Below are 13,052 nucleotides of genomic sequence, written 5' to 3'. Positions count from 1 at the left end.
TGGTATACTAATGGTAGTAACATAAAGGATAGCTACTCATGGAAGATAAAAATTTAGTAAATGTCAATTTAACAAGTGAGATGAAGACGAGTTTCATTGACTATGCGATGAGTGTTATTGTCGCAAGGGCATTGCCAGATGTGAGAGATGGTCTAAAGCCTGTTCATCGTCGTATTCTCTATGGGATGAATGAATTAGGGGTAACGCCTGATAAACCACATAAAAAGTCAGCTCGTATCACAGGGGATGTCATGGGGAAATATCATCCACATGGAGATTCCTCGATTTATGAGGCAATGGTGCGTATGGCACAATGGTGGTCTTATCGTCACATGCTAGTTGATGGGCATGGCAACTTTGGTTCAATGGATGGTGATAGTCCCGCTGCTCAGCGTTATACCGAAGCTCGTATGAGCAAGATTGCGCTTGAGATGTTGCGTGATATCAATAAAAATACAGTTGATTTTCAAGATAACTATGACGGAAGTGAACGTGAGCCTTTGGTTTTACCAGCACGTTTTCCAAATCTTTTAGTCAACGGTGCGACTGGTATCGCTGTTGGGATGGCTACAAACATTCCACCACACAATTTGGCAGAGTCTATTGAAGCAGTCAAGCTGGTCATGGATAATCCAGATGCGACAACTCGTGATTTGATGGAAGTACTTCCTGGTCCTGATTTTCCTACAGGGGCTTTGGTTATGGGACGTTCTGGAATTTACAAAGCCTATGATACAGGAAAAGGTTCTATTGTTTTACGATCACGAACTGAGATTGAGATAACATCAACAGGTAGAGAGCGTATCGTTGTCACAGAGTTTCCTTATGGAGTTAATAAGATAAAAGTTCATCAGCATATTGTACGCTTGGTACAGGAAAAACGCATTGAAGGTATCACTGCAGTTCGAGATGAGTCTAATCGTGAGGGAGTTCGTTTGGTTATTGAAATTAGACGCGATGCTTCCGCCAGTGTCATCCTAAACAATTTGTTTAAACTGACACAGCTTCAAACAAATTTCAGTTTTAACATGTTGGCGATTGAAAAGGGTGTTCCTAAAATTTTGACACTTCGCCAAATTATTGATAACTATATCGAACACCAAAAAGAAGTTATTGTTCGTCGCACGGCGTTTGACAAAGCACGTGCTGAAGCTCGTGCCCATATCTTAGAGGGATTGCTGATTGCACTTGATCATCTTGATGAAGTCATTAGCATTATTCGCAACAGCAAGACGGACAATATCGCACAGGCTGAGTTGAGAACTCGTTTTGATTTGTCTGAACGTCAAAGCCAAGCGATTTTGGATATGCGTTTGCGTCGTTTAACAGGTTTGGAACGCAATAAGATTCAATCTGAATATAATGATTTGCTTGCGTTGATTGTAGATTTAGCCGATATTTTAGCAAAACCAGAGCGTGTGATTGCTATTATCAAAGACGAGATGGACGAGATTAAACGTAAGTATGCTGATGAACGCAGAACGGAACTCATGATTGGTGAGGTATTAACGCTTGAAGATGTGGATTTGATTGAAGAAGAAGATGTGTTGATTACGTTTTCTAATAAGGGATATATTAAACGTTTAGCACAAGATGAGTTTCGTGCGCAAAAACGTGGTGGTCGTGGTGTTCAAGGAACTGGTGTCAATGAAGACGACTTTGTCAAGGATTTAGTCTCAACTAATACTCATGACTCTCTGCTCTTTTTCACTAACTTTGGACGTGTTTACCACCTGAAAGCGTATGAAATACCTGAGTATGGTCGCAGTGCAAAAGGCATTCCAATTGTCAATCTATTGCATTTAGACGAAGGAGAAACTGTCCAGACTATGATTAATTTGGACAGTAGTGCAGACGAGTCGTATTTCTTCTTTACGACAAGACAGGGGCTTGTAAAACGTTCACCAGTCGCAGAGTTTCAACGTATCCGTCAAAATGGACTCAAAGCTCTGACACTCAAAGAAGGAGATGAGCTGATGAGTGTTGTCACAACAAGTGGTAGTGATGAGATTATTATTGGGACTCGTATGGCTTATGCTGTTCGTTTCAAAGAAGAGAATGTACGAGTAATGGGACGTATAGCAGCAGGTGTTAGAGGGATTAAGCTAAGAGAAAACGATCAAGTGATTGACGTTTCAACAATCCGAGATAATCAAGATGTCTTGATTGTGACTGAAAAAGGTTATGGAAAAAGGACACCAGCCGATGCTTACTCTACTAAAAATCGTGGCGGTCAAGGAGTCAAGACAGCTAATATTACTGAACGAAATGGCTTTTTGGCAGGTCTTGTTACCGTTTCTGGTGATGAAGACTTACTGGTGATTACAGATACAGGAGTGGTTATTCGTATGAGTGTCGCTACTATCTCTGAAACAGGTCGTAGTGCCCAAGGAGTCAAGTTGATGCGATTAGCAGACGATGCTAAGATTGTTACTTTTGCCCTAGTAGCAAGTGAGGAAGAAACAGAAGTTAGCGAGGAGTAAGAAAAAAACAAGTATGACAAAGCATAAAACGAAAAAAGTGAAAAAAATCATCAATGGGCTGAAGATTACTCTCTTTATTCTCCTTCTTCTTGTCGGACTAGCGTTGATTTTCAATAAACCAATCCGAAATTTTCTGATTGGAATGAATACAAACAAGTATCAGATTACTAAAATCAGTAAGAAAACAATTGAAAAAAATAAGAGAGCGAAGACAACCTATGATTTTGCTTCTGTACAGTCTATCAGTGCAGAGTCTATCTTAAAAGCACAAATGGATGCGCAGCAGTTGCCTGTTATAGGTGGTATTGCCATTCCTGATGTGGGAATCAATTTGCCGATTTTTAAAGGTGTCGGAAATACCGAACTTTCTTATGGTGCAGGTACAATGAAAGAGAATCAAGTGATGGGTGGGGAGAATAATTATGCTCTTGCGAGTCACCATGTTTTTGGGATAACAGGTTCAACAGATATGCTTTTTTCTCCTCTTGATAAAGCTAAAAAAGGCATGAAGATTTACCTCACAGATAAGGAAAAAGTTTATACCTATGTGATTACGGATATAACGACGGTAACCCCTGATCATATCGAAGTCATTGATGACGAAGCAGGAAAAAGTCAAGTTACTTTAGTCACCTGCACTGATGCAGAAGCTACTGAGCGTACCATTGTACATGGTGAGTTGAGTACAGCAGTTGATTATAATGAAGCCAGTCAAGAAATTCTAGATGCTTTTAGCAAATCTTACAACCAAATGACGCTGTAAATCATTTCTGATTTTCTACAAGAGAAAGGAGTTTAAAATGCAATGGAAGGCTGTTCATCATGTAGCTTTAATCGTTTCAGATTATACGACATCGCGTGATTTTTATGTAGATAAGCTAGGATTTGAGATTATTCGTGAACATCATAGATTAGATCGACAGGACTACAAATTAGATTTGAGATGTGGTTCGATTGAGCTAGAGATTTTTGGACAGAAAAGTACGGATATTACCTATAAGAAACCTCCACAACGTCTCAGCTATCCTGAAGCGTGTGGATTGAGGCATCTTGCTTTTAAAGTAGATGACATCGAAATACGTAAAAAAGAATTGGAGAATCTAGGGATTTTTGTAGAACCTATTCGCAAAGATACTTTTACAGATGAGAAGATGACTTTTTTCTTTGATCCAGATGGTTTGCCCTTAGAATTGCACGAATAAGAGTTTATGGCTGGATGGTATATCTTTCTTTAAGCAAAAAATGTTATAATGAATCGTAAGATTTTGAAAAAAGTTAGGAAAAAAGACAAACGAGGGTAATTATGCATTTGAAAAAAATTATTGTAGGTGTTGTCTTGGTCTTTGTGGCATTCTTTAGCGTATCAAGAGTAGATGCAGCGACTAGTAGTGTTCAAAAAGTCATTGATGAGTCTTACGTACAACCTGATTACGTGCTGGGCTATTCGCTTTCAGATAGTCAACGCACAGAAACGCTATCTCTTTTGGGATATGATTCATCAAAAGATACGAACGTTAAGACACTAACGACAAGTGCTTACGCTTTTATTATGGATGTGGCAGATGATAGCAGCTTGCAACTTTATTCATCTGTAAAAATCAAGAAATTAGGTGCTTCTAAAGGGTTGAGTGTCTCTATTGTGACACCAGAAAATATCACTAAAGTTACTCAAGATATGTATCGTAATGCAGCTATTACGTTAGGTATTGAACATGCTGAAATTACGGTTGCTTCTCCTATTCAAGTAACAGGTGAAAGTGCTCTTGCAGGAATTTATTACTCTTTAGAAAAAAATGGAGCTACTGTCTCTGCAGAAAGTAAAGCCCTTGCCCAAGAAGAGCTCAATGCTTTGTCTGATATTAATGCAGAAAATCAAAACAAAGCAGGCTATGATGCGGATAAATTGAATGTTGCTATGACTGACATCAAATCTGCTATCGCTGATGGTGGTTCTAGTTTATCCGAGTCTGATATACGGAAGATTGTCGAGGACACCTTATCTAATTATGGCCTAAAGGATACTATGACCAACAACCAAATTACTATTATCGTCAACTTTGCTGTTAATTTATCAAAAAGTTCTGTTATCAAAAACAGTAATTTTAAATCAACTTTGACAACTCTAAAAAATAGTATTGTCTCAAAAGCCAAATCAACTTTTAGCGGTATCAATCTGAACTTTGATGCTAACAGCGCTATTGAGTCAAGTAAAGGCTTCTTTGCTAATTTGTGGCAACAAATCGTCACTTTCTTTACGAATTTATTTTCATAAAGAATGAGGAGTAACTAGGAAATTCTTAGTTGCTTTTTTATTTTTCAAAAAAATTTCAGAAAGCATTGACAATTTTTCTATAAATTGATACAATCCCAGTATATTCAGAATTATCAGACGATGATTTAGTAAAGGAGTTTATTATGGATACTATAGATAGTCAAACAGTATGGAAGGCACGTCTTAGAGCAATGGGACCTGGAATTTTGATGGCATCCGCTGCTGTCGGTGGTTCACATATCGTCTCATCAACACAAGCTGGAGCTATTTATGGATGGCAACTAGCCATTATCATCTTACTAATCAATTTGTTTAAATATCCATTCTTTCGGTTTGGAACACAGTATACGATGACAACAGGAAAAAGCTTGATAGAAGGCTATAGCGAAAAAGGAAAAGGTTATCTTATTCTCTTTTTTGTAATGAATATCTTTTCTGCTTTGGTCAACACAGCAGCTGTCGGCATATTAGCAGCAGCTATTTTGTATAATGTTTTTCCAAATGGATTTGGACTATCTATTTCGCAGTTAACAACTATAATTATTGTAGTGACTTGGGCAATGCTTCTAATTGGTGGTTATCGCTTTATAGATGGATTATCTAAGTGGGTGATGATTGCTCTGACCTTAGCTACCAGCTTGGCAGTCATTATCGCTCTGTTCCAGCATAGAGAATATGTTCCAAACTTTAGTGCACCCAGCCCTTGGCAATTGTCCGCTTTACCTTTTATTGTTTCTTTGATGGGATGGATGCCGGCTCCTATTGAAATTTCAGCGATTAACTCGATGTGGAGTGTCGAAAAACAAAAGAGTATTAAGGTTTCTTATAAAGATGGGTTATTTGATTTTAATGTTGGTTATATTGGTACAGCTATTCTAGCTTTTATCTTTTTAGCCCTCGGTGCTCTCATCCAATTTGGAACTGGCGAAAAAGTGCAGGGAGCTAGTGCAGCTTATATCCACCAGTTTATCGGTATGTATGCTAAAGCTCTTGGTAATTGGTCTCGTCTCTTGATTGCTTTCATTGCTTTTTTATGCATATTTGGTACAGTTATCACCGTTATTGATGGGTATTCACGCGCTAATAACGAAACTTTGCGTTTACTGTTAGGAGAAAAAGAAGCGAAGCAAAAAAATCTAAACATTTGGATGACGGCGACCTCAGCTATTGCTATTATAATTATCTTTTTCTTCTCAGGAAATGTTGCTACCATGTTACGCTTTGCTATGATTGCTTCTTTCTTGACAACCCCATTTTTTGCATATCTTAATTATATTTTAGTCAATAATAAAGAACATCGTATTGCTAAATGGTTAAACATCTTATCAATTGTAGGATTGATTTATCTTTTTGGATTTGCCTTATTCTTCTTATACGCTATGCTAACAGGAGCTGTTTAAAGAAAAAGTCAGTTTTTTGAACTGGCTTTTTTATCGTAGAATAGTATCAGTATATCTGAGTATAGTGCAAGATATGAAATTTTGAAAACGCTATAATAAAGACAACTTAATGAAAGAGGTAAATAGATATGACAATACGATTTCCTGAAAATTTTTTATGGGGTGGAGCTATTGCAGCTAATCAAGCAGAAGGTGCATGGAACGAGGATGGTCGTGGCATGGCAAAGACTGATGTGACGACAGGTGGTAGTGTCGATAGTCCACGCTATGTGACTTACATTGATAAAAACGGTCAGCCTGGGAAAGTGCCAGCTATAGGACATAATGGCATCATTCCAGAAGGGGCAAGCTATGCAGTTTTAGAGGATGAGTACTATCCCAATCACCTAGGTGTTGATTTTTACCATCGTTATAAGGAGGATATTGCTTTACTTGCAGAGATGGGATTTAAAGTTTTTCGTCTTTCAATCTCTTGGTCACGTATCTTTCCAAGAGGAGACGAAAAAGAACCTAATCAAAAAGGGCTAGATTTTTACCGTCGTGTTTTTGAGGAATGCCATAGACATGGCATTGAACCTTTGGTATCTATATGGCATTTTGATACTCCGCTTTATCTAGAAGAACACTATGGTGGGTGGAACAATCGCAAGTTGATTGATTTATATGTACATTATGCTGAGACAATCTTTAAAGAATATCAAGATTTAGTGACTTATTGGTTGACTTTTAACGAAATCAATAATACCGTTATGTTTTTGGATATGTTTGGTGAAAAAGCTGATGACAAAGCTTTTCAGGAAGGTTTCCAACAGTTACACTATCAGTTTGTAGCCAGCGCTAGAGCAGTTAAGCTAGGACATCTTATTAATCCTAATTTTCAAATCGGTAATATGATTTGTGGCATTACTTTTTATCCAGCAACCTGTGATCCAAAAGATGTGCTTGCCAATCGTCATAAATGGGAACAAGGCATCTATTATTGTGGAGATGTTCAAGTGAAAGGAAAGTATCCAACTTTTGCTAAACGTCTATGGAAAGAACATGGTGTGGTACTTGACATGACAGTGCAAGATGAGAAAGACTTGGCAGAAGGTACAGTTGATATATATACTTTTTCTTACTACATGTCAAATAATGTTACTACGCATACAGGAGTAGAACAAGTATCTGGTAATTTTTCAATGGGTGCTAGAAATCCTTATTTGACTTATTCAGATTGGGGTTGGGGACTTGATCCATTAGGATTACAATACTATCTCGAAAAAATGTATGATCGCTACGAACTCCCTGTGATGGTTGTCGAAAATGGTTTAGGTGCTTTTGATACAGTTGAAGAAGATGGCAATATTCATGACCAATATCGTATTGATTACTATCGTCCGCACATTGAAGCGATGGCGGCAGCGATTGAAAATGGTGTGGATTTACGTGGTTATACAACTTGGGGTTGTATAGATCTCGTTTCGGCTGGTACTGGTGAAATTCGGAAACGCTATGGTTTCATCTATGTAGATATTGATGATAAAGGAAGAGGGAGTTTTAATCGTACGCCAAAAGATTCCTTTTACTGGTATCAAAAAGTCATTGCATCAAATGGGACGGACTTAGACTAAAATAGTATGTCAATACTAAATATAATTCTAAAGCTCTGATATGCAGGTAGTTTGATTATGGAAATCAATTCTTTATCTGATAAAGAATGAGATACTATGCTCAAATTATGATATGCTACTACAAATCTATCTAAATAAATGATGAGGAAAGCACCTCCTAAATGGAGGTGCTTTGTAATACTTTCAATATTTGATGAGCACTCGTATCAAAATGAAAAATCTGTTAATAGATTCTATTCTATTTATCATTAAAAAGGGTATTTTCACTTTAAATCGTGTATAATAAAATAAAGGATTTGTGTGCCTATTAGAGTGACATTAAACAAGTATATTGTCATTCTATGAGAGAATGTTAGATTAAAACTATAAATTGAGGTATGGAAAATGATGCATTTTGGAAAAAAACAAGTTTACTACTTGTTGATTTTGTTTGTACTTTTTATTGCTATTTTAAATTATTGGACAACGGCAGCCTCCATTATAAATACTATTTTTACTGCTTCGCAACCTTTCTTGATTGGAGCAGCAGTTGCTTATGTGGTCAATATCGTTATGTCCTTGTATGAGCTAGGCTATGATTGGCTTTTTAAAAACGTTAAATGGATGTATGGTTTCAAGCGTCCATTGTCGATGATTTTAGCCTATACTACCTTTGTGGTTATCATTATCTGGCTTTTTTCCATTATCTTGCCAGATCTGATTACGAGTATTAGCTCACTCATGACCATTGATACTTCTGTCATCACAGATTTCATCAAAAAAATCAATCAAAATCCACATATCTCAAGATTGATTAACTACATCGGATCGGACAAAGAGATTGTATCTCAAATCACAAATTTTGGACAACAGGTTTTAAAACAAGTGCTGGCAACTTTAGTTTCTCTTGTTACTTCTGTGACTTCCATTGCACAAACTTTTATCAATGTCTTTATGAGCGTGATTTTTTCTTTCTATGTTTTAGGAAATAAGGAAAAATTAGGGCGCCAGTTTAATCTTTTGATTGATACCTTTACGGGTAAACATGCTCCAAAATTGCATTATGTGATAGGTATACTTCACAAGCGATTTCATGGCTTTATCGTAGGTCAGACATTAGAAGCAATGATTTTAGGAACGTTGACAGCTACTGGTATGATGATACTTCGTTTTCCTTATGCCAGTACAATTGGGGTTTTAGTAGCTTTTACAGCACTTGTTCCTGTGATTGGAGCTTATATAGGTGTGACAATTGGTTTTTTTCTAATCGTCACTCAGTCTGTTCCCCAAGCATTTGCTTTTGTTATCTTTATGGTTATTTTACAGCAGTTTGAGGGAAATCTCATTTATCCTCGTGTAGTTGGTGGCTCCATTGGATTACCTGGTATGTGGGTATTAGTGGCGATTACCATTGGTGGTAGCTTATATGGCTTCTTAGGAATGCTTATGGCTGTACCAATTGCAGCAAGCATCTATCAAATTATTAAAGACCAAGTGGCAAAACGTCAATCAATGAATTTAGATAATCTGGATGAAAAAATATCATCTGAGATAATTGATGACTAAAAATTACCTCCACTTAGTCGTCCTTTTACGGATAAAATAGGTGGAGGTAGTTATGTATTCCATTCAAAATCAACCTGAAACATTAAGACCAAGAGAGCGATTACAAGCATTCGGTGCTGAAAAATTAAGTAATCAAGAATTGTTAGCTATTCTACTCCGCACAGGAACTAAGGAAATGCCAGTTCTTGATATCTCAACTCAAATCATTAGCCAAATGACCTCTCTTGCTGATTTTAAATAGCTATCTTTACAAGAGTTGCAGCAGATTAAAGGGATTGGAAAAGTCAAATCTATTGAGCTAAAGGCGATGATTGAATTAGCAAGGAGGATTCAAGATTCTGAGTACAAACGTGCTGATCAAATTTTGAGTAGTCAGCAATTAGCACGTCGTATGATGTTAGAATTAGCGGATGCTAAACAAGAACACTTGCTCGCTCTTTATCTGGATACTCAAAATCGTATTATCGAGCAAAAAACGATTTTTATTGGGACAGTGAGACGATCGGTAGCTGAACCGCGTGAAATTTTATACTACGCTTGTAAAAATATGGCAACGAGTCTTATTATTGTTCATAATCATCCATCAGGTAGCGCAAATCCCAGTCGAAATGATAAAAAGTTTACTGAAAAAATCCAAACAGCTTGTCAAATGCTTGGCATAGTCTGCTTGGATCACATTATTGTAGGACAAAAGGAATATTACAGTTTTCGAGAAGAAGGAGAGGTGATTTGCGATTAGAGTTCATTGACAAAATAGTCAAAAAGTGCCATATCTTTGACACTATCGTCAATAAGCAATTCAGGGTGCCATTGAACCCCTAAAAAAGTGATAGTCTTATCTATTGAAACCGCTGCTTCAATAATACCTGTATCAGGATCAAAAGCAATTGGTTTTAAAGATTTTGCCATTATTTTAATGCTTTGGCGGTGGAAAGAGTTAATCTGCGCATATGAACCATAGATTTTTGAGAGAACACATTCGTTTTTGATGATGACAGGATGTGTTCTGACATTTCCCTCTTCACGTTGCCAATGTCCTTTAATATTTTGGTTGAGTGTGCCACCAAGTGCTACATTCATCAGTTGTAGTCCACGACAAACACCAAATATAGGCTTTTTCTGATGTATAGCCTCTTTTATAACAGCTAATTCAAAGACATCGCGTTCCAAAAAGAAGTCATTGTCATCAGTGTGTCGATCCTCTTGATAAAATTGCGGATCGACATTTTGCCCACCAATCAGTAGCACTTTGTCCACCATAGAGATATAGGTTTTAGCATCTTCTTCACTGCTGATAGGTAAAATAAGTGGTAGTCCTCCGGATCGTTGAATTCCCTTGACAAAGCCTGTTGGAGCATATGACCAAGGAATGTTGATATCATTTTTAATGCGTTGATTTCCCATAATCCCAATAATTGGTTTCATCATGTTCTCTCCTTTTGATCTAAGTATTTATACGAACTGGTTTGGTCGTTTGATTGGCTCATAAAGTATAATAAGGTTTGTAACTCGCTAGTTAAATCTACATACTGGACAATGACGTCTTTTGGCACATTAAGATGAACTGGTGAAAAGCTCAAAATACCTTTAATGCCAGCATTAACGAGAAGATTAGCGACTTCTTGAGCTTGTAAGCTGGGAACTGTCAAAATAGCTGTTTCGATATATTGGTCTTTGAGATGTTCTTTTATGCTTGAAATACCATATATAGGGATGCCATCTTCAGTTGCAGTACCTACCAAGCTATTGTCATCACGGTCAAAAGCAAGAGTAATTTGCATTTTATTGCGGTCATGAAAGCGGTAGTGAAGTAATGCACGTCCAATATTACCACAACCAACTAGCATGACATTAGTTGTTGAGTGATCATTTAGAATATCGGCAAAGAAATTCATGAGTTTTTTCACATCATAACCGAATCCACGACGTCCCAACTCACCAAAATATGAAAAGTCACGACGCACTGTTGCTGAGTCAATACCGATAGCATCTGCAATCTGCTTTGAGCTGGCTTTTTCAAAATGGTTAGTATTGAAACGTTTAAAAATCCTGTAATAAAGTGGTAAACGTTTTGCTGTTGCTTTAGGGATAGACTTATCAATAGTCATGAAACCAACACCTCCCAAATCTAAGAGAATTTACTGTAAGAAATAATCGATTAATATTAGCACCTTTTATTGTACCAAAAAGCTTGTGAAAATAGCAACAAACAAATATTTTATCTAAAAAAATCTTATGTTTTCATAAGATTTTCAAGGCTATTAAGCTTCTCTTTTAATAAAGATACCACGTTCTATTAAGCTATCCATCAAAAAGTAGAATTTATTTTGTAAGATTTTAAAATCTTGACTTTTAAAAATATTAATTAAATGAAGTCCTGACTTGTCTGTAATGACAAGCTTAAAACTAGATAAGTTCTTGTTAATCGTGATTTTAAGAGGAAAGCCGTCACCAGAGTTAGGAACCTCCTCAAGTAAACGTGTTAATTCAAAATGACCGATTTTATTCTGCACAAACGTTGTATCACGAAGTGTATATTTTTTGATGTTTGGGCTGATTGTATAGACAAAAGGACAATCAGTGGGGTGAATTTCAGTTTCAAAAGCCATTGTTATCTCCCTATGATTTCTTTTAATGCTTGGGCAAGAAGTGTAACTTCCTCTGGGGTATTGAGGTCAGAAAAGCTGATGCGAATAGATTCTGATAATCTTTTAGAGTTAGCACCATAATAGCTTGTTAGGACGTGACTCGGCTCAATCGTTCCAGCAGTACAAGCAGACCCGATTGAGATAGCAAATCCTTTTAAATCAAGTAGTGTCATCAGCACATGATTAGATTGCTTGGGAAAACCGATATTTAAGACATATGGCATCGTCTTTTGGCTACCATTGATGTAATATGCTACATCTCCTAGCTCTGTTAGAAAAGTCTTTTTGAGATGTTCTACCTTGAGGTAGTTTTCCTCAAGGTGAAGAAGAGCATCACTTGTTGCCTGTGCCATACCAGCAATTCCCACCATATTTTCAGTGCTAGCACGACGCTTTTCCTCTTGCTCACCACCATGAAAAAGATTATCCATGTGATGAGATTTAGCAAACAATATGCCAACTCCTTTAGGACCATGATATTTATGGGCAGAAGCAGATAGAAAATCAATCTTAAGTTCACGGGGTCTCAAGGCAACTTTACCAAAAGCTTGCACAGCATCTACATGGAAAACGGCTTGATGATCTTTGAGTATTTCACCAATCTCTGCAATAGGGAGTAAATCCCCTGTCTCGTTATTTGCATACATGATACTGACTAAAATGGTATCATCACGCAAAGCTTCTTTGACCATCTTTGCTGTAATTTGACCTTCTTTAGGCTTGAGATAAGTCACTTCGAAACCAAAGCGCTTTTCCAAGTAGGCCATAGTATGAAGAACGGAATGGTGTTCAATTTCTGTCGTAATGAGATGCTTTCCTTTTACTTGGTTTGCAAGAGCATAACCTTTAATCGCATAATTGTTACTTTCTGTAGCACCGGAGGTAAAGATAATGTCATGAGCTGGAACACCTAGTGCCTCAGCCATTACTTGACGGTAAGCACGCAAATGTTGATTTGCTTGTCGACCAAAACTGTGGGTACTGGAGGGATTACCAAAGGATGTTGTCATCATTTTGGTCATAGTCTCAATGACGGAAGGTGTCATAGCGGTTGTAGCGGCATTGTCTAAGTAAATGTGTGAGTGTGTGAT

General features: G+C 37.2%; 11 protein-coding genes and 1 pseudogene. 8 read left to right on the top strand and 4 right to left on the bottom strand.

Annotation, left to right across the window (positions count from 1 at the left end; genetic code table 11):
• Positions 1–38: 38 nt before the first annotated feature.
• From gyrA to radC, 8 genes and pseudogenes are all read left to right on the top strand, one after another.
• Positions 39–2,483: a DNA gyrase subunit A gene (gene gyrA, locus NXS10_RS01405; RefSeq protein ID WP_259136851.1), complete on the top strand. Its 2,445-nt coding sequence runs from the start codon at positions 39–41 to the stop codon at positions 2,481–2,483.
• A 13-nt stretch (positions 2,484–2,496) separates the two neighbouring features.
• Positions 2,497–3,246: a class A sortase gene (locus NXS10_RS01400; RefSeq protein ID WP_259136849.1), complete on the top strand. Its 750-nt coding sequence runs from the start codon at positions 2,497–2,499 to the stop codon at positions 3,244–3,246.
• A gap of 37 nt (positions 3,247–3,283) precedes the next feature.
• Complete coding sequence (gene gloA2, locus NXS10_RS01395) at positions 3,284–3,685, top strand: SMU1112c/YaeR family gloxylase I-like metalloprotein (RefSeq protein ID WP_259136847.1); 402 nt, start codon at positions 3,284–3,286, stop codon at positions 3,683–3,685.
• A gap of 101 nt (positions 3,686–3,786) precedes the next feature.
• Positions 3,787–4,755 (top strand): DUF1002 domain-containing protein, encoded by a 969-nt coding sequence (locus tag NXS10_RS01390; protein ID WP_259136845.1) that lies wholly within the window; start codon positions 3,787–3,789, stop codon positions 4,753–4,755.
• 143 nt (positions 4,756–4,898) lie between these two features.
• Complete coding sequence (locus tag NXS10_RS01385) at positions 4,899–6,155, top strand: NRAMP family divalent metal transporter (RefSeq protein WP_259136843.1); 1,257 nt, start codon at positions 4,899–4,901, stop codon at positions 6,153–6,155.
• 128 nt (positions 6,156–6,283) lie between these two features.
• A complete protein-coding gene (locus NXS10_RS01380; RefSeq protein WP_259136841.1) occupies positions 6,284–7,768 on the top strand; it encodes a glycoside hydrolase family 1 protein in 1,485 nt (494 codons plus the stop codon).
• A 387-nt stretch (positions 7,769–8,155) separates the two neighbouring features.
• Positions 8,156–9,313 (top strand): AI-2E family transporter, encoded by a 1,158-nt coding sequence (locus NXS10_RS01375; RefSeq protein WP_259137332.1) that lies wholly within the window; start codon positions 8,156–8,158, stop codon positions 9,311–9,313.
• Between the two features lie 52 nt (positions 9,314–9,365).
• Positions 9,366–10,052, top strand: a pseudogene (gene radC, locus NXS10_RS01370) (RadC family protein).
• Here radC and NXS10_RS01365 read toward each other — a convergent pair.
• The 4 genes from NXS10_RS01365 to NXS10_RS01350 all read right to left on the bottom strand — a co-directional run bounded on the left by NXS10_RS01365 (position 10,049) and on the right by NXS10_RS01350 (position 13,052).
• Positions 10,049–10,741 (bottom strand): gamma-glutamyl-gamma-aminobutyrate hydrolase family protein, encoded by a 693-nt coding sequence (locus NXS10_RS01365; RefSeq protein ID WP_259136839.1) that lies wholly within the window; start codon positions 10,739–10,741, stop codon positions 10,049–10,051. The pseudogene radC and the gene NXS10_RS01365 overlap by 4 nt on opposite strands.
• The gene (locus NXS10_RS01360; RefSeq protein WP_259136837.1) at positions 10,738–11,421 is read right to left on the bottom strand and encodes a redox-sensing transcriptional repressor Rex; all 684 of its coding nucleotides are present in this window, start codon (positions 11,419–11,421) and stop codon (positions 10,738–10,740) included. The genes NXS10_RS01365 and NXS10_RS01360 overlap by 4 nt, the downstream gene beginning before the upstream one ends.
• Before the next feature lie 153 nt (positions 11,422–11,574).
• Positions 11,575–11,922, bottom strand: coding sequence for a DUF1831 domain-containing protein (locus NXS10_RS01355; protein ID WP_259136834.1), 348 nt, complete (start codon positions 11,920–11,922; stop codon positions 11,575–11,577).
• A gap of 2 nt (positions 11,923–11,924) precedes the next feature.
• Positions 11,925–13,052: a cysteine desulfurase family protein gene (locus tag NXS10_RS01350; RefSeq protein ID WP_259137330.1), complete on the bottom strand. Its 1,128-nt coding sequence runs from the start codon at positions 13,050–13,052 to the stop codon at positions 11,925–11,927.

Source organism: Streptococcus sciuri (genome assembly GCF_024814375.1).
In the GTDB taxonomy this organism is placed as follows: Bacteria; Bacillota; Bacilli; order Lactobacillales; family Streptococcaceae; genus Streptococcus; species Streptococcus sciuri.
The sequence above is the reverse complement of the archived record's forward strand: the minus strand, read 5'-3'. Positions and strand labels throughout refer to the sequence as shown.